Raw genomic sequence first — 25,768 nt, 5'->3', positions numbered from 1 at the left:
AGCATCGTTATTTGCTAATAAGTGGACTTTGAGTCTATTAGAGTGGAACCGCGGTTTTAATCGTCTCTATATTTATATAGAGACGATTTTTTAATATAAAAAATTAAGGAGGGTATAAGTATGAAACTATACAACAGTTTGACTAGGAAAAAAGAAGAATTTAAACCTGTTAGAGAAGGTCAGGTGAGTATGTATAATTGTGGACCTACAGTATATAATCACATTCATGTAGGAAATGCTAGGCCTTTAGTTGTATTTGATACACTGAGAAGGTTTTTTATCTATAAGGGTTATGATGTGAAATTTGTAGTAAACTTTACTGACATAGATGACAAAATAATTAATAGGGCAAATGAAGAGGATACTACTGCAAAGGCAATAGCTGAGGAATATATAGATGCTTTTAAGGAAGTAGCTACAGAACTTAATTTTTATGGATATAAGACTATACATCCAAGGGCTACAGAGTATATATCAAAGATGATTGAATTTATTCAAGGTCTAATAGATAAAAATGCAGCTTATGAAGTAGATGGTAATGTATATTTTAATATAGAAAAGGCAAAGGATTACGGGAAACTTTCTAAAAAAAATATAGATGAATTAAGAAGTGGAGCAAGAATAGAGATAAATGAAGAAAAAGAAAATCCTATGGATTTTGCTTTATGGAAAAAGGCTAAGGAAAATGAACCTTCGTGGGCAAGTCCTTGGGGAGAAGGTAGACCGGGATGGCATATAGAATGTTCAGTCATGGCAAAATCTATTCTTGGAGAGACAATAGATATTCATTCGGGAGGAGAAGATTTACAGTTTCCTCATCATGAAAATGAGATAGCTCAATCAGAAACTCTAACAGAAAAACCATTTGCAAATTACTGGTTGCATAATGGGATGATAACTGTAGATAATAAAAAAATGTCAAAATCTGAAGGGAATTTCTTTACCATAAAAGATGTAAAAGAAGAGTATGATTTAGAAGTTTTGAGATTTTTCCTTTTGTCTTCTCATTATAGATCTCCAATAAACTTTAGTAGAGAAGTTATGAATCATATTGAAAATGGACTTGAAAGAATATATAATGGTAAAAAGAATTTAGAATATCTATTAGAGATATCAAAAGAATCTCCATTGAATAAACAGGATGAAGAAATATTAAATGATATAGAAAAATTCAAAGAACATTTTATAAAGGCTATGGAAGATGATCTAAATACAGCAGATGCAGTTTCATCAATATTTGAACTAATAAAATACTCTAATTCAAATTTAAACAAAGATACAAATAAAACTCTAATAGAAAAAGCATATAGTATATTGCTTGAGCTTACAGATGTCCTAGGTATTTTGAAGAGAAAAGAAGAAATATTAGAAGATGAAATAAAGCAATTAATAGCAGATAGAACTCAAGCTAGAAAGGATAAAGATTTTCAGCTTGCAGATAAAATAAGAGATGAATTAAAGGAAAAAGGTATAGTGTTAGAGGATACCTCAGATGGAGTAAAGTGGAAAAGAGTGTGATTATGGAAGAAAGAAATATTTTTAGAGAAATAAACAGCAATTTAAATGAAGAGGATATACTTATGTTATCTCCTCTTCAACTTGCATATATAGGGGATGCAGTATATGAGCTTTTAGTTAGAACATATTTGCTTAGTAGGGATATTTCTGTAAACAAGCTTCATAAGCTAGCGACTAAATATGTAAGAGCTAAAGCTCAATCAGATATAATAAATTCTATTAAAGATATCCTTACAGAAAAGGAAAGAAATATAGTTAAAAAAGGTAGAAATGCTAAATCTCATACTAGCTCTAAAAATGCAGATCTCATAGATTATAAATATGCAACAGGCTTTGAAGCTTTAATAGGATTTTTATATCTTAAGAGAGAGTATGAAAGGATAAACTGTATATTTAATAATATTATAAATTTAGATAGAGACCAGGAGTTGGAAAGATGAAAAAAGTGAAACTTTTAAGATATACACAAGATGGAGAAAAGATGATTGCTTCTGCAGCGAAGCTTTGCTATTCACCTGTGGGGATAGATGAAATTGAAAAAGACCTTCAAGAAGAAAATATAGATGCTTTTTTAAATATGTTAATGAAATTAAATCATGAAAGTCCAATTGAACACATAAGTTTTACTTTTGGAGTAGAAGGAGTATCAAGGACACTATCTCATCAACTTGTAAGACACAGAATAGGAAGTTATTCTCAGCAATCCCAGCGATATGTTAAGTTAGAGCAATTTGAATATATAGTACCTCCTAGTATAGAAGAAGATGAGAAGGCTAAGGCTTTATTTTTAAAGGCAATGGAAGAAGATCAAAAATATTATGATGAGATAAGTGATATACTATTTGAAAAGCATCTTAAAACTTATTTAGAAGAGGGTAAAAGTCAAAGTCAAGCTGAAAAACAGGCAAGTAAAAAAGCTATAGAAGATGCAAGATATGTATTTCCTAATGCCTGTGAGACAAAACTAGTATTTACTATGAACGCTAGAAGTTTAATAAACTTTTTTAAGCTTAGAACTTGCAATAGAGCTCAATGGGAAATAAGAGAATTAGCTATTGAAATGTTAAAAGAAGTAAAGGCTGTATACCCTGTATTATTTAAAAATGTAGGTCCTGGATGCATAAAGGGACCTTGCCCAGAAGGTAAAATGACATGTGGAAAAATAGAAAAGGTAAGAGATTATTTTAACCAAATATGAAAAGAGGTGTAACTATGGATGAACAGTATATTGTAGGGAGAAATCCTGTATTAGAACTATTAAAGACAAATAGAAGTATAGATAAATTATATATTCTAAAGGGAGATCTTAAAGGTTCTATAAAAAAGATAATTGGGATAGCAAATAGTAAGAATATAATAATTCAAGAAGTAGATAAGAAAAAGCTTGACTCTATGGCAGATGGAAATGCACATCAAGGAGTAGCTGCGTTGGTTACAGGATATGAATATGCCAGTGTAGATGATATTTTGAATAAGGCCAAGGCTTTGGGAGAGGATCCATTTATTATAGTTTTAGATAATATTGAAGATACTCATAATCTAGGGGCTATAATTAGGACTGCAGAATCAGCAGGAGCCCATGGAGTTATTATACCAAAGAGAAGATCTGCTATGGTAAATCAAACTGTGTATAAAGCCTCTGCTGGAGCTGTAGAGCATATTTTAGTTGCAAATGTCACAAATATTGCCAACACCATAGAAAAATTGAAAAAAGATGGAGTATGGGTATATGGTGCAGATATAGATGGTGAAAAATTTTACTATAATGAAAACTTGGAGGGATCAATAGCACTTGTAATAGGTAATGAAGGGAAAGGCATCTCTAGAATAGTAAAGGAAAAATGTGATGTGCTTATTAAAATTCCAATGATGGGAAAAGTATCTTCTTTGAATGCTTCAGCCTCTGCAGCTATTTTAATATATGAAGTAGTAAAGGTAAGGCATGAGAAAAAAGAAAAATAAGCAAAAAGAATATTTATTTGTAGATGCTTATAATATTATAAATGCATGGGATAGTTTGAGAAAAATATCTGATATAAATTTAGAGGAGGCAAGGATTGAACTCTTAGAAATATTAGCAGAGTACCATCACATTTCAGGTATTGAAATCATTGTAGTATTTGACGCTCATTTAGTGAAATCTAACAATGGAAAAGAAGAATACTATAAGGGAATAAAGGTAGTATTTACTAAAGAAAATCATACAGCAGATCACTATATTGAAAAGACCTTAGATTCCCTTGGGAGAATTAAAAAAATCCGAGTAGCAACTTCGGATTGGCTAGAGCAACAGATGATTCTATCCAGGGGAGGGACACGGATATCTGCTAGGGAGTTAGAAATAGAAATATTAAATAAAAAAAGGATAATTGAGAAGAGAATCATTTCTAAAAAACAAAAAGAAAATTTACATCTTAATGGATTAGATAAAGAAATAATAGAAAAATTAAATAATTGGGGAAAAACAAAGGATTAGTCTTGACTATAATTATAAATTTATTTATAATTATAGTGATTGCTTGGGATAGAGGGGGACTCAATTTGGGACATTCTTTGCAGAAGAAGTTAGATTCTTTTTATGAGGATATGAGGGATGAAGAAATTGTAAGTATCGCAAGAGATGGAGATCATTTAGCATTGGACTATCTATTAAACAAATACAAAAACTATGTCAGTGGGAAGGCATGTATGTATTTTTTAATAGGTGCAGACAGGGATGATATTATACAGGAGGGTATGATAGGCCTTTTTAAGGCCATAAGAGACTATAATAAGGACAAGCTTGCTTCTTTTAAGTCTTTTGCTGAAATATGTATTACTAGACAAATTATTACAGCAATCAAAACTGCAACTAGGCAAAAGCACATACCGCTAAATTCGTATATATCTTTAAATAAACCTGTCTATGAAGAAGGATCTGATAGAACTTTATTAGATATGATAGAGGGCTTTGCTATTACTGATCCCATGGAGGTATGCATAGGCAATGAGAATGTAAACAATATGGAAACTGATATTTTAAATTCTCTTAGTGAATTAGAATATGAAGTCTTAGAGTCATATGTAAAGGGAGGTTCTTATCAAGATATAGCAAAAGAACTAGATAGGGATCCGAAGAGTGTAGATAATGCACTTCAAAGGGTAAAGAAAAAGCTTGAGAAATGTTTAAATTATTCTTAAGGGAAAATTATATTGACAAGTAGTCAAGAAAGTAGTAAACTATGTAGCAACTGGCCCACGTAGCTCAGTAGGTAGAGCACTTGCATGGTAAGCAAGAGGTCACCGGTTCAAATCCGGTCGTGGGCTCCATTAAGAATATAGAAATGAAACACACGGCAGAGTTTTCTTAAAGATTTTAATTATTGAGGAGGAGTAGAAAATGGGTAAGGCAAAATTTGAAAGAAATAAACCCCACGTAAACATAGGAACAATAGGACACGTAGACCACGGTAAAACAACACTAACAGCAGCAATCACAATAGTATTAAACAACAGATTTGGTTCAGGAGAAGGAGTAAGCTATGACAATATAGATAAAGCTCCAGAAGAAAGAGAAAGAGGAATTACAATCTCAACATCTCACGTAGAATACGAAACAGATGCTCGTCACTATGCACACGTAGACTGCCCAGGCCATGCTGACTACGTAAAGAACATGATCACAGGAGCAGCACAAATGGATGGAGCAATCCTAGTAGTATCAGCAGCAGATGGTCCAATGCCACAAACAAGAGAGCATATCTTACTATCAAGAAACGTAGGAGTGCCTAAAATAGTAGTATTCTTAAACAAAGAAGATATGGTAGATGACGAAGAACTAATCGAATTAGTAGAAATGGAAGTAAGAGAATTACTATCTGAATATGACTTTGATGGAGATGGAACACCAATCACAGTAGGATCAGCTTTAAAAGCAATTGAAGCTCCAGACAGTGAATGGGGAGATAAAATAGTAGCATTAATGAAGACAGTAGATGAGTACATTCCAGCACCAGAAAGAGATACAGACAAACCATTCCTAATGCCAGTAGAAGACGTATTCTCAATAACAGGAAGAGGAACAGTAGCAACAGGAAGAGTAGAAAGAGGAGTAGTAAAAACAGGAGACAATGTAGAGATAGTAGGATTAGCAGAAGCTCCAAGAACAGTAGTAGTAACAGGAGTAGAAATGTTTAGAAAACTACTAGATGAAGCACAAGCAGGAGATAATATAGGAGCATTACTAAGAGGAGTACAAAGAGAAGAAATTGAAAGAGGTCAAGTATTAGCAAAGCCGAAATCAATACAACCTTTTACAAAATTCGAATCAGAAGTATATGTACTATCAAAAGATGAAGGTGGAAGACATACACCATTCTTCAACGGATATAGACCACAATTCTACTTCAGAACAACAGATGTAACAGGAGACATTCAGTTAGAAGAAGGAGTAGAAATGGTAATGCCAGGAGATAACTCCAAATTCACTATAGAACTTATAACACCAATAGCAATAGAAGAAGGACTAAGATTTTCAATACGTGAAGGTGGAAGAACAGTAGGTTCAGGAGTTGTAACTAAGATTATTGGATAATTTTAAATATGGGAGGCTAAGCCCTCCCTTGTTTTATGATTAAAATGAAAAAAGATGGAAACAGTAATTAGTAACAATACAATAGATATATTTATTGACATACAATTTTATTTATGATAATTTATATAAGTACCGTAAATAAGAATATTTTCATATAGATATTGTACACTAGGAGGTGTTTTATATGAGAGATAGAATTATATTAGCATGTACTGAATGTAAACAAAGAAATTACGTATCTAAAAAAAATAAAAAGAATACTACAGAAAGAGTAGAGCTTAATAAATATTGTAAATTCTGCAAGAAGCATACTGTGCATAAAGAAACAAAATAATTATTAATTAAGGATGTGAAACTCATGGCAACTCAAGCTGGAAGCAGTAAGTCTAAATTGAGTAGATATTTTAGAGGAGTTAAGTCTGAATTTAAAAAGGTAATTTGGCCAGATAAAAATAAATTAATAAATTATACTGGAGTAGTTATACTATTAAGTGGAGTTATTTCTTTAATTGTATATATACTTGATTTACTAATGCATGGTGCTTTAGGTTTAATTATTCAGTAGTAAGAGGGAGGGAAGGACCCGGAGGTCCCTATAGATGGTAGAATTCAAAAGTAGAGAAGAAAGGGCCAAAGATGCTAATTGGTATGTAGTTCATACTTATTCTGGTCATGAAAATAAGGTTAAAGCTAATCTTGAAAAGATGGTAGAAAATAGAGGTATGAAAGATGACATATTTGAAGTAGCGGTCCCAACTGAGGAATATGTTGAAACTAAAGCGGGCAGTACAAAGGGGAAATTGAAAGAAAGAAAATTATTTCCTGGATATGTTTTAGTTAAGATGATAGTTAATGATGAATCCTGGTATTTAGTTAGAAATACCAGAGGTGTAACAGGCTTTGTAGGACCTGCATCTAAGCCTATTCCTTTGTCCAAAGAAGAGGTAAAAGCATTGGGAGTTCAAGAGGTTGTAGCTCCTAATATTGACTTTAAAGTTAAAGATGCAGTAAAAATCACATCTGGTCCCTTTGGAAATTTCGTTGGAAACATTGAAAGTATAAATATGGACAAGGAAAAAGTAAAGGTCTATGTTTCTATGTTTGGAAGAGAGACCTTAGTAGAGTTAGAGTTTGACCAAATAGAAAAAAATTAGTTTTTTAAAGCAATTATGCTTTTTAAATAGCTTCAAAAAAGTGGAAGGGATATCCCGTTAAACCACAAGTATATGAGGAGGTGTAAGTCAAATGGCAAAAAAAGTTATAGCCGTTGTAAAATTACAAATACCTGCAGGGAAAGCAACTCCAGCGCCACCAGTTGGAACAGCTCTTGGACCACATGGTGTTAATATAATGCAATTTACTAAAGAGTTCAATGCTAAAACAGCAGATCAAGCAGGAATGATTATTCCAGTAGTTCTTACAGTTTATCAAGATAGATCATTTAGTTTCATAACTAAGACTCCACCAGTTGCAGTATTAATTAAAAAGACTTTGGGGATTGAAACAGCTTCATCTGAACCAAACAAAAACAAAGTTGCAAAACTAAGCAAGGCTCAATTAAAAGAAATAGCTGAAATAAAAATGCCGGATTTAAATGCAGGTTCTATTGAAGCTGCTATGAATATGATAGCAGGAACAGCTAGAAGTATGGGTGTGGAAGTAGAAGCTTAAATAGATTAGTGGGAGGTTAATTCCGTATACCACAAGGAGGAATGAATATAAATGGCAAAAAAAGGAAAGAAATATCAAGAGAGTTTTAAGCTTATAGACAGAACTAATTTATATGATGTTGACGAAGCTATGGACTTAGTACTTAAAACTGCAAAAGCTAGTTTTGATGAAACAGTAGATTTAGCTGTTAGATTGGGAGTAGACCCTAAACACGCAGATCAACAAGTAAGAGGGGCTATAGTATTACCTAATGGAACAGGAAGAAGTAGAAAAGTATTAGTTATAGCTAAAGGTGAAAAACAAAAAGAAGCAGAAGCTGCAGGTGCTGATTTTGTAGGTGGAGAAGAAATGGTGCAAAAAATCCAATCAGAGAACTGGTTAGATTTTGATGTAGTAGTTTCAACTCCGGATATGATGGGTGTAGTAGGTAGAGTAGGTAGATTGCTTGGACCTAAAGGGCTTATGCCAAACCCAAAATCAGGAACTGTAACTTTTGATATAGAGAAAGCAGTTAAGGAAATAAAAGCAGGAAAAGTTGAATACAGAGTAGATAAAGCAAGTATAGTACATGTTCCAATAGGAAAAGTTTCCTTTGGAGAAGAAAAGTTAAAAGAAAACTTTGAAACAATGATGGATGCTTTATTGAAAGCAAAACCTTCAGCTGCTAAGGGTAGATATTTAAAAACTGTTACCTTATCAAGCACTATGGGTCCTGGTGTTAAAATAAACCCACAAAAACTTTCAGAAAATAAATAAATAAATAAATTGTTGACAAGTACAAACTTTGTTGATATTATATTTATGTTAATTAAATAGCTTACCGTAGACAGTAGGAACTCTTAAGAGTTTAAATTACCTACCGAGGTGAAGATTATACTAATTTGAAATTAGAGTCTCTTCGTGTCTACGTAAGGGACTTTTATTTATTTAGATGAATTATGGGAGGTGACGTCAGTGAAGGAACAAACCCTTCAAGCTAAAACTCAAAATGTAGAAGAAATAAAAGGGAAAATTAAAGATGCGGAATCCATAATATTAGTAGACTATAGAGGCTTAGATGTTGAACAATTAACAGAGTTAAGAGAACAATATAGAAAAGCTGGAGTTGAATATAAAGTTTACAAAAACACTATGATGAGATTTGCTTTTAAAGATTCAGGATTTGAAGGATTTAATGAGTTTTTAAAAGGTCCATCTGCAGTAGCTTTTGGATATGGTGATCCAGTTCAAGCTGCAAAGATAACATCTGAATTTGCTAAAGACAATGAAAAATTAGAGATAAAAGCTGGTATAGTAGATGGGAAAATAATCAATGTAGATCAAGTAAAAGATCTAGCTGATTTACCATCAAAAGAAGTACTTATTGCTCAAGCTCTAGGTGGATTAAACGCACCAATTCAAGGATTTGCAAATGTACTTCAAGGTACAATAAGATCCTTAGCTATAGTATTAAATGCTGTAGCTGAAACAAAAGAAGCATAAAAATAAAATAAAATGAATATTAAATGGAGGTATTTATAAAAATGGCAAGCGAAAAAGTAACAAACTTAATAGAAGAAGTAAAGAATTTAACTGTATTAGAATTAGCTGATTTAGTAAAAGCTTTAGAAGAAGAATTTGGTGTAAGTGCAGCAGCTCCTGCAGCTGTAGCAGCAGCACCAGCAGCTGGAGGCGCAGCTCCTGCAGCAGCTGAAAAAACTGAATTTGATGTAGTACTTGCAGAAGCAGGTGGACAAAAAATCAAAGTAATAAAAGCTGTTAGAGAAATCACTGGATTAGGACTTAAAGATGCTAAAGAATTAGTAGACAATGCTCCAAAACCAATAAAAGAAGGAGCTTCTAAAGAAGAGGCTGAAGAAATGAAAACTAAATTAGAAGAAGCAGGAGCAGTTGTAGAAGTAAAATAGTAAAACACAAATAAAAAAGGCTTTCTTAAGAAAGCCTTTTTTATTAATCTATAGGAAAGTTGTTACTTTACTATTTTATCTAATATAGGCTTTTCGTACATAGATTTAAATTTTTTATTGCTTAGATTATTGACATATTATCCTATGTATGATAGTATAAAATACTGCGATAATAGAGATAATTATGTTTTTTTGTATAATTAATTGTCTATATGGCAATATTATATATATATTTGGAATGTATTACCAAAAGTATTTAGTGCTTTTGGATATTTTAGTTTAATAAGGGGTGAATTTTTTATGGTACATCCTGTAACATATGGCAAACGAGTCAGGATGAGTTATTCTCGTATTGAAGAAGTATTAGATCTACCTGATTTGATTGAGGTGCAAAAATCATCTTTTGAGTGGTTTCAAGAAGAAGGTTTAAAGGAAGTTTTTGAAGACATTTCTCCAATTCAAGATTACACGGGTAATCTTATTTTAGAGTTTGTAAACTACAATATAGGAGATTCTTTAAAGTATGATGAAGATGAAGCAAGAGAAAGAGATGCTAATTATTCTGCACCTTTAAAGGTAAAGGTTAGATTAATTAACAAAGAAACAGGAGAAGTAAAAGAGCAAGAGGTCTTTATGGGAGACATGCCATTGATGACAGAAAAGGGAACTTTTATTATCAATGGAGCTGAAAGGGTAGTAGTAAGTCAGCTAGTTAGATCTCCGGGTGTATACTTTGTAGAAAGTATAGATAAAACTGGAAAGAGATTATACTCTTCAACAGTAATTCCTAATAGAGGTGCTTGGTTAGAATATGAAGCAGACTCCAATGATATAGTCTATGTAAGAGTAGACAGAACTAGAAAGGTACCTGCAACGGTTCTATTGAAGGCTTTAGGAATAGTAAGTGATACAGAAATCATATCTGTACTTGGAGAAACTGAACAAGTTTTAAATACTCTTGAAAAAGATAGCACTACAACTCAAGAAGAAGCTCTTTTAGAAATATATAAAAGGCTTCGACCAGGAGAACCTCCAACTGTGGATAGTGCTAGTTCTATGATAAATAATATGTTTTTTGATTATAGAAGATATGATCTAGCTAAGGTTGGAAGATATAAATTCAATAAGAAACTAGCTTTATATAATAGGATATACGGAAGAAAGGCTGCTGAAGATATTATAAATCCTGAAACAGGAGAATTATTTGTTGAAAAGGGAGAAATTATATCTAGAGACCTTGCTATAGAAATTGAAAACAGCGGGATCTATGTAGTAGATGTATTAGGACAAGATGATAAAATAGTTAGAGTTTTAGGCAATAAATTTGTTAGTCCAAATGCTTTTGATCTTCCGTTTTCTCTAAGTGATCTAGGCTTAAAAGAAAAAGTTTATTATCCTGTAATGAAAGAGTTAATAGAAACTTATGAAGATCCTGAAGAGTTAAAAAGCGAGATTGAAGAGAGGATAAAAGAAATTTCACCTAAACATATTATACTAGATGATATAGTTGCTAGTTTAAACTATGAGTTTAATCTTTTCAATGGAATTGGATATACAGATGACATTGATCACTTAGGTAATAGAAGAATAAGATCTGTTGGTGAACTTTTACAAAATCAATTTAGGATTGGACTATCAAGGATGGAAAGAGTAGTTAGAGAGAGAATGACTATTCAAGATGTTGATGTAGCAACTCCTCAAGCTCTTATAAATATTAGACCAGTAGTTGCCTCTATTAAAGAATTCTTTGGAAGCAGTCAGTTGTCTCAATTTATGGACCAGACCAATCCTTTGGCAGAATTAACTCATAAAAGAAGAATGTCTGCATTGGGACCTGGTGGACTTAGTAGAGAGAGAGCTGGATTTGCAGTAAGGGATGTGCATCACTCTCACTATGGTAGAATGTGTCCGATAGAAACTCCTGAAGGCCCTAATATAGGACTTATTACATCTTTAGCAAGCTATGGTAGGATAAATGAATATGGATTCATAGAAGCCCCTTATAGAAAAGTTGAAAGAGGAAAAGGCCTTATAACTGGGGAAATAGATTATTTAACTGCAGATGTGGAAGATGAGTTTAATATTGCCCAAGCCAATGCAAAGTTAAATGAAAATCATGAGTTTGTAGAAAGCAAAGTTGTAGCCAGAGGTAAAAATGGGGTAGTAGATATATTCCCAAGTACTGAAATTGACTACATGGATGTTTCGCCTAAACAATTAGTATCAGTAGGAACATCGATGATACCATTCTTGGAAAATGATGATGCCAATAGAGCTCTAATGGGAGCGAACATGCAGCGTCAAGCAGTTCCGTTATTAAAAGCGGAAGCTCCTATAATCGGTACAGGTATAGAATATAAAGCTGCAAAAGACTCTGGAGTAGTAGTGGTTGCTAAAAATGATGGTGTAGTAGAAAAGGTGAGTTCTTCAGAAATAATAGTTAGAAGAGACTCAGATGGCGAATTGGATAAATATAAATTATTAAAATTCAAGCGCTCCAATCAGGGGACCACTATAAATCAAAGACCTATTGTATCTTTAGGAGAAAGAGTAAAAGCGGATACTGTAATAGCCGATGGACCTAGTACTGAACTAGGAGAAATTGCTTTAGGTAAAAACTTACTTATAGCTTTCATGACATGGGAAGGTTATAATTATGAGGATGCAATATTAATAAGCGAAAAACTATTAAAAGAAGACACCCTTACTTCGGTGCATATTGAAGAATATGAATCTGAGGCTAGAGATACAAAGCTTGGACCAGAAGAAATAACCAGAGATATCCCAAATGTTGGTGAAGATATGTTAAAAGATCTTGATGACAGGGGTATTATAAGAATAGGTGCAGAGGTTAAATCTGGAGACTTACTAGTAGGTAAGGTAACTCCAAAGGGTGAGACGGAATTATCAGCAGAAGAGAGGCTATTGAGGGCCATATTTGGAGAAAAAGCTAGGGAAGTAAGGGATACATCCCTAAGAGTTCCCCATGGAGAAACTGGAATCATAGTAGATGTAAAAGTCTATTCAAGGGAAAATGGAGATGAACTTTCACCTGGAGTAAATCAAATGGTCAGAGTATATGTAGCTACTAAGAGAAAGATAAATGTAGGAGATAAGATGTGTGGTCGTCATGGTAATAAAGGGGTAATATCTAGGATACTTCCAGAAGAAGATATGCCTTACTTACCAGATGGTACACCAGTACAAATAGTTCTAAACCCACTAGGAGTACCTTCTCGTATGAACTTAGGTCAAGTACTAGAAGTACACTTGGGATTAGCTGCTAAAAAACTAGGTTGGCATATTGCAACTCCTGTATTTGATGGTGCCAATGAGGCAGATATCTTTAAAGCTCTAGAAGAAGCTGGATATCCAGCTAATGGTAAGATCAAACTTAGAGATGGTAGATCGGGAGAGTATTTCAATAGTCCTGTAACAGTAGGATATATGTATATGCTAAAACTTCACCATCTTGTAGATGATAAAATCCATGCCAGATCAACAGGTCCTTATTCTCTAGTTACTCAGCAACCTCTAGGAGGTAAAGCTCAGTTTGGAGGGCAAAGATTTGGAGAGATGGAAGTTTGGGCCCTTGAGGCATATGGTGCATCTCATACTTTACAGGAAATCTTAACTGTAAAATCTGATGACATTGTAGGTAGGGTGAAAACTTATGAAGCGATAGTGAAGGGAGAAAACATTCCAGAACCGGGAATTCCAGAATCCTTCAAAGTGCTTATAAAAGAGTTACAGAGTTTAGCTCTTGATATGAAAGTACTAAGTGAAGAAAAAGATGAAGTAGAAATAAAAGAATCAACAGATGATGATTTGACAGACTTAGAGTCAATAAGTGAAGAGTATTCAAGTGATGACACTCTAGATAAGGATGACTCTTTATCAGGGGTTAAAAAAGTAGGAGAAGAACTTCCAAAAGGTTTTATCTTAGAAGACGAAGATATAAATGAGGAAGAGTAAATATATTTTAGATTTAAATATAATTTCTTTATTAATTTATTATGGAAAGGAGAGATTGCTCCTTGTTTGAGTTAAATACTTTTGATTCAATTAAGATTGGATTAGCTTCTCCCGAAAAGATTAGGCAATGGTCTAAAGGAGAGGTAAAAAAACCTGAGACAATAAACTATAGAACTTTAAAACCAGAAAAAGAAGGTCTATTCTGTGAAAAGATTTTTGGACCTACAAAGGACTGGGAATGTCATTGTGGTAAATATAAGAGAGTAAGATATAAAGGTGTAGTATGTGATAGATGTGGTGTTGAGGTAACAAAATCTAAAGTTAGAAGAGAAAGAATGGGACATATTGAATTAGCTGCTCCAGTTTCTCATATATGGTATTTCAAAGGTATACCAAGTAGAATGGGACTTATTTTAGACATGAGCCCTAGAGCTTTAGAGAAAGTATTATATTTTGCTTCTTATATAGTTATTGATGGAGGAGACACTCCTTTATATGAAAAACAACTATTAACTGAGAGTGAATACAGAGATAACTTAGAGAAATATCCAAATAAGTTTAAAGCTATGATGGGTGCAGAGGCAATAAAGATTATACTTTCTAATATAGATTTAGAAAAAGAATCTAGCGAATTAAGAAAAGAGCTAAAGGATGCCAAAGGACAAAAGAAGATTAGGATTACTAGAAGGCTAGAAGTGGTAGAGGCGTTTAGAAACTCTGGTAATAGACCAGAGTGGATTATCTTAGATGCTATACCAGTAATACCACCTGATTTAAGACCGATGGTACAGCTAGATGGTGGTAGATTCGCTACGTCTGATTTAAATGATTTATATAGAAGAGTTATAAATAGAAATAATAGATTAAAGAGATTATTAGACTTAGGAGCTCCAGAAATCATTGTTAGAAATGAAAAGAGAATGCTTCAAGAAGCTGTAGATGCTTTAATCGACAATGGAAGAAGAGGTAGACCTGTAACAGGACCTGGAAATAGACCACTTAAATCTCTTTCAGATATGTTAAAGGGTAAACAAGGTAGATTTAGACAGAACTTACTTGGAAAAAGGGTAGACTATTCAGGTAGATCTGTAATAGTAGTAGGTCCAGAACTTAAATTATATCAATGTGGATTACCTAAGAAAATGGCCTTAGAACTATTTAAACCCTTTGTCATGAAAAAGTTAGTTGAAGAAGATCATGCTCATAATATTAAATCTGCTAAGAGAATGGTAGAAAGATCAAAGCCTCAAGTTTGGGATGTATTAGACTTAGTTATTAAAGATCACCCTGTATTACTAAATAGAGCTCCTACTTTGCATAGACTTGGGATACAAGCTTTTGAGCCTGTTTTAGTTGAAGGGAAAGCTATAAAATTACATCCTCTAGTATGTACAGCTTATAATGCAGACTTTGATGGAGACCAAATGGCAGTCCATGTTCCTCTATCAACGGAAGCTCAAGCAGAGGCTAGACTTTTGATGCTTTCCACTAACAATATACTAGCACCAAAAGATGGAAAGCCGATTTCAACTCCTACTCAAGATATGGTACTAGGTAGTTATTACCTAAGTATGGAAAAAGCTGGAGAAATAGGAGAAGGGAAAATTTTCAAAAACTTTGATGAAATGATTTTAGCTCATTACAATGGATTTGTAGGAATTCATGCAAATGTAAAAGTCAGACTTAAATTAAATGAAGATGATCCTGGAAAACTAGTTGAAAGTACAGTGGGTAGATTTATATTCAATGAAAAAATACCTCAAAGTTTAGGTTTTGTAGATAGAGAAAAAGATCCTTATTCTCTTGAAGTAGATCGTGTTGTAGATAAGAAATTCTTAGGAGTTATAGTAGATAAGTGTTATAGAAAATATGGGAATGCTGTAACTGCAAAATTACTAGATGATATAAAAGAAATGGGATATCACTATTCGACTATAGGTGCAGTGTCTGTATCAATGCATGATGTAATTGTGCCAGATGAAAAGCAAGCTTTAATAGAAGCAGCTGAAAAAGAAGTAGATAAATTTGAACGCTCTTATCGTAGAGGATTAATATCTGATGATGAGAGATATGAAAAAGTAATAGAGATTTGGAATAGGACTACAGATGAAGTAACAGATGCTCTAATGGATAGCTTGGACCCACTAAACAATATGTATATAATGGCTTTATCTGGAGCAAGAGGTAGTAAAAACCAGATAAGACAATTAGGTGGAATGAGGGGTCTTATGGCCAGTGCATCTGGTAGAACTATAGAGGTTCCTATAAAGAGTAACTTTAGAGAAGGCCTTGATGTACTAGAATTCTTTATTTCTACACATGGTTCAAGAAAGGGACTTGCAGATACAGCCCTTAGAACAGCGGATTCGGGTTATTTAACTAGAAGACTTGTAGATGTCAGTCAAGATGTAATAGTTAGAGAATGGGATTGTAATACAGATCAATATCTTTTAGTAAAAGCTTTTAAAGATGGAAGAGAAGTTATAGAGGAACTAAAAGATAGATTAGAAGGAAGATATGCCTTCGAAGATATAGTGAATCCAGAAACTGGAGAAATTATAGTAAAAGAAAATGAAATGATTTCAGATATAGATGCTGAATTAATTCAAAATGTTGGCATAAAAGAAGTCAAAATAAGATCAGTATTAGGATGTAAGACGAAGTTTGGAGTATGTGCTCATTGTTACGGTAGGAACCTAGCTACAGGAGAGTCAGTAGGTATAGGAGAGTCAGTAGGTATAATAGCTGCTCAGTCAATAGGAGAGCCGGGAACACAGCTTACAATGAGAACTTTCCATACAGGAGGAGTTGCAGCAGCAGCCGATATCACTCAAGGTCTTCCTAGGGTAGAAGAGTTATTTGAAGCTAGAAAACCAAAGGGACTTGCTATTATATCTGAAATTGCAGGTACAGTTAGCATAAATGAAACCAAGAAAAAGAAAGAAGTAATAGTAACAGGTTCTAATGGAGAAAGTGCTAGTTATAATATAGTCTATGGATCTAGAATGAAGGTTAGAAATGGAGATCAGATTGAAGCTGGAGATGAATTAACTGATGGATCTGTGAATCCTCATGACATATTGCAGATATTAGGAATTCAAGGAGTTCAAAATTACTTGATTAAGGAAGTACAAAGGGTATATAGACTTCAAGGTGTTGACATAAGCGATAAGCATATCGAAATAATAGTAAAACAAATGCTTTCTAAAATTAAAATAGAAGAAGCAGGAGATACTGATATGTTACCAGGTAGCTTAGTTACATTAAGTGATTTTGAAGAAGAAAATCAAAATGCAATAGAAGAAGGTTTAGAGCCTGCAACTGGTAAGAGAACTTTACTTGGTATAACTAAGGCCTCTCTTGCAACAGACTCATTCCTATCAGCGGCTTCTTTCCAAGAGACTACAAGAGTTTTAACAGAAGCAGCTATAAAAGGAAAAGAAGATCACCTTTTAGGATTAAAGGAAAATGTAATTATAGGAAAATTAATTCCTGCAGGTACTGGTATGAGAAGATACAGGGATGTAGAAGTAGTTTTAGAAGAAAATATTGAACTTTTAGAAGAAAATGATGTTGACAGTGAAATTATCTGATGATAAAATGTTATGGTGTGTAAACTAGTTATGAACTCTAGATAATTTAAAGATTATGTGGGTTTAGGCTCACATAATCTTTTAAATGTAGCAAAGGGAGAGATCTTATGACTAATAGATTGAAAAGCCACAATAAAGTCGTAGGTGTAAAACAAGTAAAAAGAGCTATAAATAAATCTGAAACACATACAGTTTTTATTGCAGCAGATGCAGATGAAGGGATTACATCAGATGTATCAAAACTGTGTGAAGACAAGCAAATCCAAATTGTTCATGTAGACAATATGAATGAGTTGGGAAAGGCTTGTGGAATTGATATTAATGCGGCAGTTGCTGCATTATTAAAATAAATACCAATATAAAAGGAGGTGCCTTGATGCCAACTATTAATCAATTAATTAGAAAAGGAAGGAAATCAGTTGAAACTAAATCTAAAACTCCAGCTTTAAATGTAAACTTAAATACAATAAAAAAGAAGGAGACAACTGTTAATTCACCACAAAAAAGAGGCGTATGTGTATCTGTTAGAACTGTTACTCCTAAAAAACCAAACTCAGCTTTGAGAAAGGTTGCAAGGGTAAGACTTACTAATGGAATGGAAGTTGCAGCATATATTCCTGGAATTGGACACAATCTACAAGAACATAGTGTTGTGCTAATTAGAGGTGGAAGAGTTAAAGACCTTCCAGGTGTTAGATATCATATTGTTAGAGGTGCATTAGATACTGCTGGTGTAGATGGTAGAATGCAAGCAAGATCTAAATATGGTGCTAAAAAACCTAAAAAATAACAAACGACAAAGTGCAGGAAATAAAATTTCCGTTTATATAGATGCATTTTGGCGCACACGGCAAAATTTTGTCGAGTACCAATGAATTTACTTTATTATAGTTAAGGAGGGAAGTATAGTGCCAAGAAAAGGACATATACCAAAAAGAGAAGTTATGCCAGATCCTATATATGATGATGTGGTTATAACTAAATTGATAAATAATATAATGTTAGATGGTAAAAAAGGTATAGCTCAAAATATTGTATATGATGCTTTAAAGCAAGTTGGAGAAAAGACTGGTGAAGATTCACTTGAAGTATTCAACAAAGCTATGAACAATATAATGCCTGTTTTAGAAGTAAAAGCTAGAAGAATAGGTGGAGCAACTTACCAAGTACCAATGGAAGTAAGAAGTGATAGAAGAGAAACATTAGGACTTAGATGGTTAGTTAAATATTCTAGAGGAAGAGGAGAAAAAACTATGGTTGAAAGACTATATAAAGAAATCCTAGATGCATCTAATGGAATAGGGGCTAGCGTTAAGAAGAGAGAAGAAGTACACAAAATGGCAGAAGCTAATAAAGCTTTCGCACATTATAGATTCTAGTAAATCTCTTTTTAAGTGCAAGATCTAAGAAACAATTATGAAGGAGGAAAAATTGTGCCAAGAAAAGTTTCATTAGAAAAAACAAGAAATATAGGCATAATGGCTCATATTGATGCAGGAAAGACAACCACCACAGAAAGAATACTATTTTACACTGGTAAAATACACAAGATAGGTGAGACACACGAGGGTGGAGCTCAAATGGACTGGATGGAACAAGAGCAGGAAAGAGGTATTACAATTACTTCTGCTGCAACTACTTGTATGTGGAATGATTACAGAATAAATGTAATTGATACACCAGGCCATGTGGATTTCACAGTAGAAGTTGAAAGATCTCTTAGAGTCTTAGACGGTGCAGTAGCAGTATTTTGCGCTAAGGGTGGGGTAGAACCTCAATCTGAAACTGTTTGGAGGCAAGCTGATAAATACGACGTGCCTCGTTTAGCTTTCGTTAACAAAATGGATATTGTTGGAGCAGACTTTTTTAATGCAGTAAATATGATTAGAACAAGACTTAAGGCAAATCCCATAGCGATACAATTACCTATAGGTAAAGAGGATAACTTCAGAGGTGTAGTTGACTTAGTTAATATGAATGCCAGGATATATAATGACGATTTAGGACAGGATATAGAAGTAACTGATATTCCTGAAGACATGAGAGAATTAGCAGCAGAACACAGAGAAAAGCTTGTAGAGGTTATTGCTGAATTTGATGAAGAATTAATGATGAAATATCTTGAAGGAGAAGAGCTTACTACTGAGGAAATAATTAGGGGAATTAGAAATGCTACTTTACAAGTAGAAATAACTCCTGTATTATGTGGATCTTCTTATAAAAATAAAGGGGTTCAACCTCTATTAGACTCTATAATAGATTATCTACCTGCACCAACTGATATAGCAGCTATTAAGGGGATAAACTTAAATACTGAAGAAGAAGAAGCTAGACACTCAGATGATGATGAGCCATTTTCAGCTTTAGCATTTAAAATAGTATCAGATCCTTATGTAGGAAAAGTTGCTTACTTTAGAGTTTATTCAGGTAGTTTAAAGTCAGGTAGTTATGTATTAAACTCTTCTAAAGGTAAAAAAGAGAGAATAGGTAGAATTCTTTTAATGCATGCAAACAAGAGAGAAGAAGTAGACGAAGTATATGCAGGAGATATAGCTGCAGCAGTTGGTCTTAAAGATACTGGTACAGGGGAAACTCTATGTGATGAAGACAATCCTATCATTCTAGAAAAAATGGAATTCCCAGAGCCAGTAATTCGTGTAGCTATAGAGCCAAAATCTAAGGCAAGTCAAGATAAATTAGGTGCGGCTTTGGCTAAATTAGCAGAAGAAGATCCTACTTTTAGAACATACACAGATGAAGAAACTGGTCAAACTATAATTGCTGGTATGGGTGAATTACATCTTGAGATTATCGTTGATAGACTTTTAAGAGAATTCAAAGTTGAAGCAAATATAGGAAATCCTCAAGTTGCATATAAAGAATCAATTCGTAAAGAATCTGAAGCAGACACTAAATATGCAAGACAATCTGGTGGACGTGGTCAATATGGTCATGTAAAAATTAGAATTGCACCTCAAGAACCAGGAAAAGGCTATGAGTTTGAAAACAAAATAGTAGGTGGAGCAATCCCTAAAGAATATATTGGATCAGTAGATGCTGGTATACAAGAAGCTTTACAATCAGGTATTGTTGGTGGATATCCAGTTTTAGATGTAAAAGTAACTCTTTATGATGGTTCGTATCATGATGTAGACTCGTCAGAGATGGCATTTAAAATAGCTGGATCTATGGCTATTAAACAAGCTATGGCAAAAGCAGATCCTGTATTACTTGAACCTATGATGAAGGTAGAAGTAGTTGTGCCTGAAGAGTACATGGGAGATGTAATGGGAGATGTAAGCTCAAGAAGAGGAAGAATAGAAGGAATGGAACTAAGAAGTGGTGCTCAAGTAATAAATGCATATGTACCTCTTTCTGAAATGTTTGGTTATGCAACAGATCTTCGTTCTAATACTCAAGGTAGAGGAGTATATTCTATGCAGTTTGACCATTATGAACCAGTACCTAATAGTATTGCTGAAGAAGTAATAGGTAAAGAATAATAAATTATAAAAATATAAATTTTAATTATTGAGGAGGAGTAAAAATGGGTAAGGCAAAATTTGAAAGAAATAAACCCCACGTAAACATAGGAACAATAGGACACGTAGACCACGGTAAAACAACACTAACAGCAGCAATCACAATAGTATTAAACAACAGATTTGGTTCAGGAGAAGGAGTAAGCTATGACAATATAGATAAAGCTCCAGAAGAAAGAGAAAGAGGAATTACAATTTCGACATCTCACGTAGAATACGAAACAGATGCTCGTCACTATGCACACGTAGACTGCCCAGGCCATGCTGACTATGTAAAGAACATGATCACAGGAGCAGCACAAATGGATGGAGCAATTCTAGTAGTATCAGCAGCAGATGGTCCAATGCCACAAACAAGAGAGCATATCTTACTATCAAGAAACGTAGGAGTGCCTAAAATAGTAGTATTCTTAAACAAAGAAGATATGGTAGATGACGAAGAACTAATCGAATTAGTAGAAATGGAAGTAAGAGAATTACTATCTGAATATGACTTTGATGGAGATGGAACACCAATCACAGTAGGGTCAGCTTTAAAAGCAATTGAAGAACCAGAAGGACCATGGGGAGATAAGATAGTAGCATTAATGAAGACAGTAGATGAGTACATCCCAGCACCAGAAAGAGATACAGATAAACCATTCCTAATGCCAGTAGAAGACGTATTCTCAATAACAGGAAGAGGAACAGTAGCAACAGGAAGAGTAGAAAGAGGAGTAGTAAAAACAGGAGACAATGTAGAGATAGTAGGATTAGCAGAAGCTCCAAGAACAGTAGTAGTAACAGGAGTAGAAATGTTTAGAAAACTACTAGATGAAGCACAAGCAGGAGATAATATAGGAGCATTACTAAGAGGAGTACAAAGAGAAGAAATTGAAAGAGGTCAAGTATTAGCAAAGCCAAAATCAATACAACCTTTTACAAAATTCGAATCAGAAGTATATGTACTATCAAAAGATGAAGGTGGAAGACATACACCATTCTTCAACGGATATAGACCACAATTCTACTTCAGAACAACAGATGTAACAGGAGATATCCAATTAGAAGAAGGAGTAGAAATGGTAATGCCAGGAGATAACTCCAAATTCACTATAGAACTTATAACACCAATAGCAATAGAAGAAGGACTAAGATTTTCAATACGTGAAGGTGGAAGAACAGTAGGTTCAGGAGTTGTAACTAAGATTATTGGATAATTTTAAATATGGATGAAGGAGTTTTTTCTCCTTCATTTCCTATTTTTAATTTATAAATAAATATAAGTTTTTAGTAAAAAAACCTTGAGTTTTTGCCCGAATTAGGATACACTATAGTAGTGCTTAATTTTCGACATTGCGATGACGCAAAAGGTGGCTGTTAAACCAGGGAATTTTTGCTGAGAATGTCCGGTTAAAAATCGGGCGACTGGAATTGCTGTTTTAATAAAAATACAACACACCCGGGAGAGTGTGTTGGCGGTTCTAAGTCGCATGTAAGTAAAACATGCGATAGGAGGAGGGAATTAAATGTCAAAGAATGGTAAACAAAAAATAAGAATTAGATTAAAAGCTTATGATCATGAACTTTTAGATTCATCAGCTGAAAGAATTGTTGAAACTGCTAAAAGAACTGGAGCTGATGTTTCGGGACCGGTACCACTACCAACTGAAAAAGAAGTGGTTACAATATTGAGAGCGGTTCATAAATACAAGGATTCTAGAGAGCAATTTGAGCAAAGAACTCATAAAAGACTTATAGATATATTGAATCCAAACCAAAAAACTGTAGATTCACTTATGAAATTAAATTTACCTGCAGGAGTAGATATAGAGATAAAGTTATAATTACTTTATAAGATTACTTGTAGTAATCCGCTGTAAAATAATAGGAGGTGCAATTATGAAAAGTATTTTAGGGAGAAAAGTAGGAATGACACAAATATTCCAAGAAGATGGAAGTGTTACTCCAGTAACAGTTATACAAGCAGGCCCTCTTGTGGTAATCCAAAAGAGAACTGTAGAAAAAAATGGATATAATGCAATCCAAATTGGATTTGAAGATATAAAAGAAAGCAAGACAATAAAGCCTTTAAAAGGACAATTTGATAAAAGTGAAGTTGGATATAAAAAATATTTAAGAGAGTTCGCTGTTGAAGATCCAGAGCAATTTGAAATAGGACAAGAAATTAAAGTCGATATATTTGAAATGGGAGATATGGTAGATGTAACAGGGAATTCTAAAGGAAAAGGAACACAAGGTGTTATAAAGAGACATGGCTTTGCTAGAGGTCGTGAAACACATGGTTCTAAATTCCATAGAGCTCCAGGTGGTATGTCTGCAGGAACTGACCCAGGAAGAGTATTTAAAGGTCATAAAATGGCTGGAAGAATGGGAAATAGAAAAGTTACTGTTCAAAACCTAGAAATAGTTAAGGTAGATGTAGACAACAATCTAATACTTATAAAGGGAGCTATCCCAGGACCTAAAAAAGGATTAGTAAGTATAAAGCCAACAACAATTAACAATAAATAATTCAGGCTGAAAGGAGGATTAAAATGCCTAAAGTAAATGTTTATAATATGTCAGGAGAACAAGTTGAAGAGATAGAATTAAACGAAGGTATATTTGGTATAGAAATAAACCAACATGTAGTATATGAAGTTGTTAAAAATCAACTTGCAAATAAAAGACAAGGAACTCAATCAGTAAAAACTAGAGCTGAAGTAAGAGGCGGAGGTAGGAAGCCTTGGAGACAAAAGGGAACTGGTAGAGCAAGACAAGGTAGTATAAGAGCACCTCATTGGACAGGTGGTGGAGTATCATTTGCACCAAAACCAAGAGATTATAGCTACAAAGTGCCTAAAAAAGTTAGAAGACTTGCTATGAAATCAGTATTGAGTTCGAAGGTAGAAAATGGTGAATTAATAGTAGTAGATGAATTAAATTTTGACACGCCTAAAACAAAGGAAATGGTTAAAGTATTATCTAATTTAAATGCAGATAAAAAAGCTTTAATAGTAACTGCTAATAATGATTTTAACACTATAAAATCAGCTAGCAATATTCCTAGTGTAGCTACAACGGTAGTTAACAATTTAAATGTATATGATATTTTAAAATACAATTCGTTTATTATTACTAAAGAAGCCTTAACAAAAGTTGAGGAGGTGTATGCATAATGCGTATTCCACACGATATTATCATTAAACCGATAATAACTGAGAAAAGCATGGAAGATATGGCAGAGGGTAAATATACTTTTATGGTAGATAAAAGAGCTAATAAAAGTGAAATTAAAAAAGCTGTAGAAAGCGTATTTGATGTAAAAGTGAAAAATGTAAACACTATGAATGTCTTGGGTAAGATTAAGAGACAAGGTATGCACTCTGGTAGAAGACCAAGCTGGAAAAAAGCTATAATAAAATTAACTGATGACTCTAAGACTATCGAATTCTTTGAGGGTATGGAGTAAAAGTTTTATAGAAGGAGGTAAATAAAATGGCTATGAAAAAATACAAACCAACTTCCCCTGCTCTTAGGAAAATGACAGTTTCGTCTTTTGAAGAAATAACAAAAAAAGAACCTGAAAAGTCATTGACTGTGAGTTTGAAAAAAAGCGGAGGAAGAAATGCTCGTGGTATAATTACGCTTCGTCATAGAGGTGGTGGAGCTAAGAGAAAATACAGAATAATAGATTTTAAAAGAAATAAAGATGGAATTCCTGGAAAAGTAGCTTCTATAGAATATGATCCAAATAGAACTGCAAATATAGCTCTAATCAATTATGTAGATGGTGAAAAAAGATATATACTTGCACCAAATAGCATGAAGGTTGGAGATGTAATAGAATCAGGAGAAGGGGCAGATATCAAAGTAGGAAATGCACTTCAACTTAAGGATATTCCAGTAGGTACAACTGTACACAATGTGGAATTAAAACCTGGTAAAGGTGCTCAAATGGTAAGATCTGCTGGTGCGGAAGCACAATTGATGGCTAAGGAAGGCAAATTTGCACAACTTAGATTACCATCTGGAGAATTTAGACTTGTACATTTAGAGTGTAGAGCTACTATTGGTCAAGTTGGAAATGTAGATCATGAAAACCTAGTTATAGGTAAAGCTGGTAAATCTAGACATAAAGGAATCAGACCTACTGTTAGAGGTAGTGCCATGAACCCTGTAGATCACCCTCACGGTGGTGGAGAAGGTAGAACACCTGTAGGTATGCCTGCGCCATTAACTCCATGGGGAAAACCTGCACTTGGACTTAAGACTAGAAAAAAAGGTAAAAAATCTGATAAATATATAGTAAGAAGAAGAAAGAAATAGATTAATATCCGAAAGGAGGAATATTGATGGGTAGATCTCTGAAAAAAGGACCTTTTATAGACGATCATCTTATGAAAAAAATAGAAGAATTAAATAAAGATAATAAAAAACAAGTAATAAAAACTTGGTCTCGTCGTTCTACTATATTCCCAGAATTAGTGGGTCACACTATAGCTATACATGATGGTAGAAAACATGTGCCAATATATATTACTGAAGATATGGTAGGACATAAATTAGGCGAGTTTGTAACAACAAGAACGTTTAGAAGTCATTCAAGAAAAAGCGAACAAACATCTACAGTTAGATAGAGTAAGGAGGGATTATAGTGGAAGCAAAAGCTATAGCAAAATATGTGCGTATTTCACCACTAAAGGTAAATTATATATGTAGTGAAATTCAAGGCAAACAAGTAGACGAAGCTCTATCTATGCTGAAGTTTACACCTAAAAAAGGTGCTAAAGTTCTTGAGAAAGTTTTGAATTCTGCAATTGCAAATGCGGAAAACAACTTAGATTTAGATAGAGAAAACTTATATGTTAAAAGGGCATATGCTAATGATGGTCCTCATATGAAGAGGTTTAGACCTAAAGCTAGAGGAATGGCATATCCGATACTAAAGAGAACTAGTCACATTGGAGTAATAGTTGAAGAGAGAGATTAGAGAAGGAGGGATAG

At 33.7% G+C, this 25,768-nt stretch carries 28 protein-coding genes, 1 tRNA gene and 2 other annotated features (1 of these 31 cut by a window edge); all 29 genes read left to right on the top strand.

Going from position 1 to position 25,768, the window contains the following annotated elements; all coding sequences use genetic code 11:
- Nucleotides 1-71, top strand: a binding site (T-box leader) (it extends 136 nt beyond the left edge of the window).
- A gap of 49 nt (nucleotides 72-120) precedes the next feature.
- Nucleotides 121-1,518 (top strand): cysteine--tRNA ligase, encoded by a 1,398-nt coding sequence (gene cysS / locus AC4PG3_RS11315; RefSeq protein ID WP_492196733.1) that lies wholly within the window; start codon nucleotides 121-123, stop codon nucleotides 1,516-1,518.
- 2 nt (nucleotides 1,519-1,520) lie between these two features.
- On the top strand, nucleotides 1,521-1,958 hold the full coding sequence (locus AC4PG3_RS11310) for a Mini-ribonuclease 3 (protein ID WP_492196732.1): 438 nt from the start codon (nucleotides 1,521-1,523) through the stop codon (nucleotides 1,956-1,958).
- The gene (gene thyX / locus AC4PG3_RS11305) at nucleotides 1,955-2,716 is read left to right on the top strand and encodes an FAD-dependent thymidylate synthase (RefSeq protein ID WP_492196731.1); all 762 of its coding nucleotides are present in this window, start codon (nucleotides 1,955-1,957) and stop codon (nucleotides 2,714-2,716) included. The genes AC4PG3_RS11310 and thyX overlap by 4 nt, the downstream gene beginning before the upstream one ends.
- 14 nt (nucleotides 2,717-2,730) lie before the next feature.
- Nucleotides 2,731-3,480 carry a 23S rRNA (guanosine(2251)-2'-O)-methyltransferase RlmB gene (rlmB, locus tag AC4PG3_RS11300; RefSeq protein WP_492196730.1) on the top strand — a complete coding sequence of 250 codons (750 nt, stop codon included), beginning with the start codon at nucleotides 2,731-2,733 and terminating at the stop codon, nucleotides 3,478-3,480.
- On the top strand, nucleotides 3,461-3,994 hold the full coding sequence (locus AC4PG3_RS11295; RefSeq protein WP_492196729.1) for an NYN domain-containing protein: 534 nt from the start codon (nucleotides 3,461-3,463) through the stop codon (nucleotides 3,992-3,994). Before rlmB ends, AC4PG3_RS11295 begins: the two co-directional genes overlap by 20 nt.
- A gap of 65 nt (nucleotides 3,995-4,059) precedes the next feature.
- Nucleotides 4,060-4,698, top strand: coding sequence for an RNA polymerase sporulation sigma factor SigH (sigH, locus tag AC4PG3_RS11290; protein ID WP_492196728.1), 639 nt, complete (start codon nucleotides 4,060-4,062; stop codon nucleotides 4,696-4,698).
- Nucleotides 4,699-4,751: 53 nt separating this feature from the next.
- Nucleotides 4,752-4,827, top strand: a tRNA-Thr gene (locus tag AC4PG3_RS11285).
- Between the two features lie 70 nt (nucleotides 4,828-4,897).
- Nucleotides 4,898-6,091: an elongation factor Tu gene (gene tuf / locus AC4PG3_RS11280; RefSeq protein WP_492196727.1), complete on the top strand. Its 1,194-nt coding sequence runs from the start codon at nucleotides 4,898-4,900 to the stop codon at nucleotides 6,089-6,091.
- 184 nt (nucleotides 6,092-6,275) lie between these two features.
- Nucleotides 6,276-6,425: a 50S ribosomal protein L33 gene (gene rpmG, locus AC4PG3_RS11275; RefSeq protein WP_492196726.1), complete on the top strand. Its 150-nt coding sequence runs from the start codon at nucleotides 6,276-6,278 to the stop codon at nucleotides 6,423-6,425.
- A gap of 24 nt (nucleotides 6,426-6,449) precedes the next feature.
- A complete protein-coding gene (secE, locus tag AC4PG3_RS11270; RefSeq protein WP_492196725.1) occupies nucleotides 6,450-6,656 on the top strand; it encodes a preprotein translocase subunit SecE in 207 nt (68 codons plus the stop codon).
- 34 nt (nucleotides 6,657-6,690) lie between these two features.
- Nucleotides 6,691-7,245 carry a transcription termination/antitermination protein NusG gene (gene nusG, locus AC4PG3_RS11265; protein ID WP_492196724.1) on the top strand — a complete coding sequence of 185 codons (555 nt, stop codon included), beginning with the start codon at nucleotides 6,691-6,693 and terminating at the stop codon, nucleotides 7,243-7,245.
- Between the two features lie 91 nt (nucleotides 7,246-7,336).
- The gene (gene rplK / locus AC4PG3_RS11260; RefSeq protein ID WP_492196723.1) at nucleotides 7,337-7,762 is read left to right on the top strand and encodes a 50S ribosomal protein L11; all 426 of its coding nucleotides are present in this window, start codon (nucleotides 7,337-7,339) and stop codon (nucleotides 7,760-7,762) included.
- 51 nt (nucleotides 7,763-7,813) lie between these two features.
- Complete coding sequence (rplA, locus tag AC4PG3_RS11255; RefSeq protein ID WP_492196722.1) at nucleotides 7,814-8,518, top strand: 50S ribosomal protein L1; 705 nt, start codon at nucleotides 7,814-7,816, stop codon at nucleotides 8,516-8,518.
- Nucleotides 8,519-8,564: 46 nt separating this feature from the next.
- Nucleotides 8,565-8,694 (top strand) — a sequence feature (ribosomal protein L10 leader region).
- Nucleotides 8,695-8,716: 22 nt separating this feature from the next.
- A complete protein-coding gene (gene rplJ / locus AC4PG3_RS11250; protein WP_492196721.1) occupies nucleotides 8,717-9,244 on the top strand; it encodes a 50S ribosomal protein L10 in 528 nt (175 codons plus the stop codon).
- A 41-nt stretch (nucleotides 9,245-9,285) separates the two neighbouring features.
- The gene (rplL, locus tag AC4PG3_RS11245) at nucleotides 9,286-9,669 is read left to right on the top strand and encodes a 50S ribosomal protein L7/L12 (RefSeq protein ID WP_492196720.1); all 384 of its coding nucleotides are present in this window, start codon (nucleotides 9,286-9,288) and stop codon (nucleotides 9,667-9,669) included.
- Nucleotides 9,670-9,969: 300 nt separating this feature from the next.
- Nucleotides 9,970-13,644: a DNA-directed RNA polymerase subunit beta gene (gene rpoB, locus AC4PG3_RS11240; protein ID WP_492196719.1), complete on the top strand. Its 3,675-nt coding sequence runs from the start codon at nucleotides 9,970-9,972 to the stop codon at nucleotides 13,642-13,644.
- Nucleotides 13,645-13,706: 62 nt separating this feature from the next.
- The gene (gene rpoC / locus AC4PG3_RS11235) at nucleotides 13,707-17,237 is read left to right on the top strand and encodes a DNA-directed RNA polymerase subunit beta' (RefSeq protein ID WP_492196718.1); all 3,531 of its coding nucleotides are present in this window, start codon (nucleotides 13,707-13,709) and stop codon (nucleotides 17,235-17,237) included.
- A gap of 107 nt (nucleotides 17,238-17,344) precedes the next feature.
- Nucleotides 17,345-17,587: a ribosomal L7Ae/L30e/S12e/Gadd45 family protein gene (locus AC4PG3_RS11230; protein WP_492196717.1), complete on the top strand. Its 243-nt coding sequence runs from the start codon at nucleotides 17,345-17,347 to the stop codon at nucleotides 17,585-17,587.
- A gap of 26 nt (nucleotides 17,588-17,613) precedes the next feature.
- Nucleotides 17,614-18,027 (top strand): 30S ribosomal protein S12, encoded by a 414-nt coding sequence (gene rpsL / locus AC4PG3_RS11225; RefSeq protein WP_492196716.1) that lies wholly within the window; start codon nucleotides 17,614-17,616, stop codon nucleotides 18,025-18,027.
- A 118-nt stretch (nucleotides 18,028-18,145) separates the two neighbouring features.
- Complete coding sequence (rpsG, locus tag AC4PG3_RS11220) at nucleotides 18,146-18,616, top strand: 30S ribosomal protein S7 (protein ID WP_492196715.1); 471 nt, start codon at nucleotides 18,146-18,148, stop codon at nucleotides 18,614-18,616.
- Between the two features lie 54 nt (nucleotides 18,617-18,670).
- The gene (fusA, locus tag AC4PG3_RS11215) at nucleotides 18,671-20,740 is read left to right on the top strand and encodes an elongation factor G (RefSeq protein ID WP_492196714.1); all 2,070 of its coding nucleotides are present in this window, start codon (nucleotides 18,671-18,673) and stop codon (nucleotides 20,738-20,740) included.
- Nucleotides 20,741-20,784: 44 nt separating this feature from the next.
- Nucleotides 20,785-21,978, top strand: coding sequence for an elongation factor Tu (gene tuf / locus AC4PG3_RS11210; RefSeq protein WP_492196713.1), 1,194 nt, complete (start codon nucleotides 20,785-20,787; stop codon nucleotides 21,976-21,978).
- Between the two features lie 309 nt (nucleotides 21,979-22,287).
- A complete protein-coding gene (rpsJ, locus tag AC4PG3_RS11205) occupies nucleotides 22,288-22,605 on the top strand; it encodes a 30S ribosomal protein S10 (RefSeq protein ID WP_492196712.1) in 318 nt (105 codons plus the stop codon).
- Nucleotides 22,606-22,660: 55 nt separating this feature from the next.
- On the top strand, nucleotides 22,661-23,293 hold the full coding sequence (rplC, locus tag AC4PG3_RS11200; RefSeq protein ID WP_492196711.1) for a 50S ribosomal protein L3: 633 nt from the start codon (nucleotides 22,661-22,663) through the stop codon (nucleotides 23,291-23,293).
- A gap of 23 nt (nucleotides 23,294-23,316) precedes the next feature.
- Nucleotides 23,317-23,940, top strand: a complete 624-nt coding sequence (gene rplD / locus AC4PG3_RS11195) for a 50S ribosomal protein L4 (protein WP_492196710.1) — start codon at nucleotides 23,317-23,319, stop codon at nucleotides 23,938-23,940.
- A complete protein-coding gene (rplW, locus tag AC4PG3_RS11190; protein ID WP_492196709.1) occupies nucleotides 23,940-24,233 on the top strand; it encodes a 50S ribosomal protein L23 in 294 nt (97 codons plus the stop codon). The genes rplD and rplW overlap by 1 nt, the downstream gene beginning before the upstream one ends.
- Nucleotides 24,234-24,259: 26 nt before the next feature.
- Entirely contained in the window at nucleotides 24,260-25,090 is an 831-nt protein-coding gene (rplB, locus tag AC4PG3_RS11185; RefSeq protein ID WP_492196708.1) for a 50S ribosomal protein L2, read from the top strand.
- Nucleotides 25,091-25,116: 26 nt separating this feature from the next.
- Nucleotides 25,117-25,401, top strand: a complete 285-nt coding sequence (gene rpsS / locus AC4PG3_RS11180) for a 30S ribosomal protein S19 (protein WP_492196707.1) — start codon at nucleotides 25,117-25,119, stop codon at nucleotides 25,399-25,401.
- A gap of 17 nt (nucleotides 25,402-25,418) precedes the next feature.
- On the top strand, nucleotides 25,419-25,754 hold the full coding sequence (rplV, locus tag AC4PG3_RS11175; protein ID WP_492196706.1) for a 50S ribosomal protein L22: 336 nt from the start codon (nucleotides 25,419-25,421) through the stop codon (nucleotides 25,752-25,754).
- Nucleotides 25,755-25,768 lie beyond the last annotated feature (14 nt).

Source organism: Tissierella sp. QWL-11 (assembly GCF_058683765.1).
Note: the sequence above shows the minus strand (reverse complement) of the source record. Positions and strands in the feature narration are given on the sequence as shown.

Bases quoted from the DNA above. Each gene is read 5' to 3' on its own strand.
- cysS (WP_492196733.1), top strand. From the start codon at position 121: ATGAAACTATACAACAGTTTGACTAGGAAAAAAGAAGAATTTAAACCT.
- AC4PG3_RS11310 (WP_492196732.1), top strand. From the start codon at position 1,521: ATGGAAGAAAGAAATATTTTTAGAGAAATAAACAGCAATTTAAATGAA.
- thyX (WP_492196731.1), top strand. From the start codon at position 1,955: ATGAAAAAAGTGAAACTTTTAAGATATACACAAGATGGAGAAAAGATG.
- rlmB (WP_492196730.1), top strand. From the start codon at position 2,731: ATGGATGAACAGTATATTGTAGGGAGAAATCCTGTATTAGAACTATTA.
- AC4PG3_RS11295 (WP_492196729.1), top strand. From the start codon at position 3,461: ATGAGAAAAAAGAAAAATAAGCAAAAAGAATATTTATTTGTAGATGCT.
- tuf (WP_492196727.1), top strand. From the start codon at position 4,898: ATGGGTAAGGCAAAATTTGAAAGAAATAAACCCCACGTAAACATAGGA.
- rpmG (WP_492196726.1), top strand. From the start codon at position 6,276: ATGAGAGATAGAATTATATTAGCATGTACTGAATGTAAACAAAGAAAT.
- secE (WP_492196725.1), top strand. From the start codon at position 6,450: ATGGCAACTCAAGCTGGAAGCAGTAAGTCTAAATTGAGTAGATATTTT.
- nusG (WP_492196724.1), top strand. From the start codon at position 6,691: ATGGTAGAATTCAAAAGTAGAGAAGAAAGGGCCAAAGATGCTAATTGG.
- rplK (WP_492196723.1), top strand. From the start codon at position 7,337: ATGGCAAAAAAAGTTATAGCCGTTGTAAAATTACAAATACCTGCAGGG.
- rplA (WP_492196722.1), top strand. From the start codon at position 7,814: ATGGCAAAAAAAGGAAAGAAATATCAAGAGAGTTTTAAGCTTATAGAC.
- rplL (WP_492196720.1), top strand. From the start codon at position 9,286: ATGGCAAGCGAAAAAGTAACAAACTTAATAGAAGAAGTAAAGAATTTA.
- rpoB (WP_492196719.1), top strand. From the start codon at position 9,970: ATGGTACATCCTGTAACATATGGCAAACGAGTCAGGATGAGTTATTCT.
- AC4PG3_RS11230 (WP_492196717.1), top strand. From the start codon at position 17,345: ATGACTAATAGATTGAAAAGCCACAATAAAGTCGTAGGTGTAAAACAA.
- rpsL (WP_492196716.1), top strand. From the start codon at position 17,614: ATGCCAACTATTAATCAATTAATTAGAAAAGGAAGGAAATCAGTTGAA.
- tuf (WP_492196713.1), top strand. From the start codon at position 20,785: ATGGGTAAGGCAAAATTTGAAAGAAATAAACCCCACGTAAACATAGGA.
- rpsJ (WP_492196712.1), top strand. From the start codon at position 22,288: ATGTCAAAGAATGGTAAACAAAAAATAAGAATTAGATTAAAAGCTTAT.
- rplC (WP_492196711.1), top strand. From the start codon at position 22,661: ATGAAAAGTATTTTAGGGAGAAAAGTAGGAATGACACAAATATTCCAA.
- rplD (WP_492196710.1), top strand. From the start codon at position 23,317: ATGCCTAAAGTAAATGTTTATAATATGTCAGGAGAACAAGTTGAAGAG.
- rplW (WP_492196709.1), top strand. From the start codon at position 23,940: ATGCGTATTCCACACGATATTATCATTAAACCGATAATAACTGAGAAA.
- rplB (WP_492196708.1), top strand. From the start codon at position 24,260: ATGGCTATGAAAAAATACAAACCAACTTCCCCTGCTCTTAGGAAAATG.
- rpsS (WP_492196707.1), top strand. From the start codon at position 25,117: ATGGGTAGATCTCTGAAAAAAGGACCTTTTATAGACGATCATCTTATG.